Raw genomic sequence first — 400 nt, 5'->3', positions numbered from 1 at the left:
GCTGGTGGCCGAGGCCGCCAGCATGCCGGTGGTCAGCCAGCGGTTGACCGTCTGCCCGGCTTCGTTCTTCTGCACGAAGTTGGCATCGCGGTCTTCCTTCATCAGCCGCGCGATGCGGTCCAGCGCATCGTCCCAGCTCAGCCGCTTCCACTCGTTGGAGCCCGGTGCCCGGTACTCGGGGTAGAGCAGGCGCGACTTGCTGTGGATGATGTCGGCCAGGCCGGCGCCCTTCGGGCACAGCGTGCCGCGGTTGACCGGATGGTCCGGGTCACCCTCGATATGGAAGATGCTCGGCTCGGCGTTCTTGGCGCCGTCGCCGAGGCTGTACATCAGGATGCCGCAGGCCACCGAACAGTAGGTACAGGTGTTGCGGGTCTCGGTCGCGCGGGTCAGCTTGTAC

Annotated in this window: 1 pseudogene; it reads right to left on the bottom strand. The window is 66.8% G+C overall.

Features of this window, described 5'->3' with window-relative positions:
• Nucleotides 1-400, bottom strand: a pseudogene (locus tag D7X55_RS47245) (molybdopterin-dependent oxidoreductase); the annotation flags it as partial.

The organism is Corallococcus sp. AB049A (assembly GCF_003668885.1).
Taxonomy (GTDB): Bacteria; Myxococcota; Myxococcia; order Myxococcales; family Myxococcaceae; genus Corallococcus; species Corallococcus interemptor.
The sequence above is the reverse complement of the archived record's forward strand: the minus strand, read 5'-3'. Positions and strand labels throughout refer to the sequence as shown.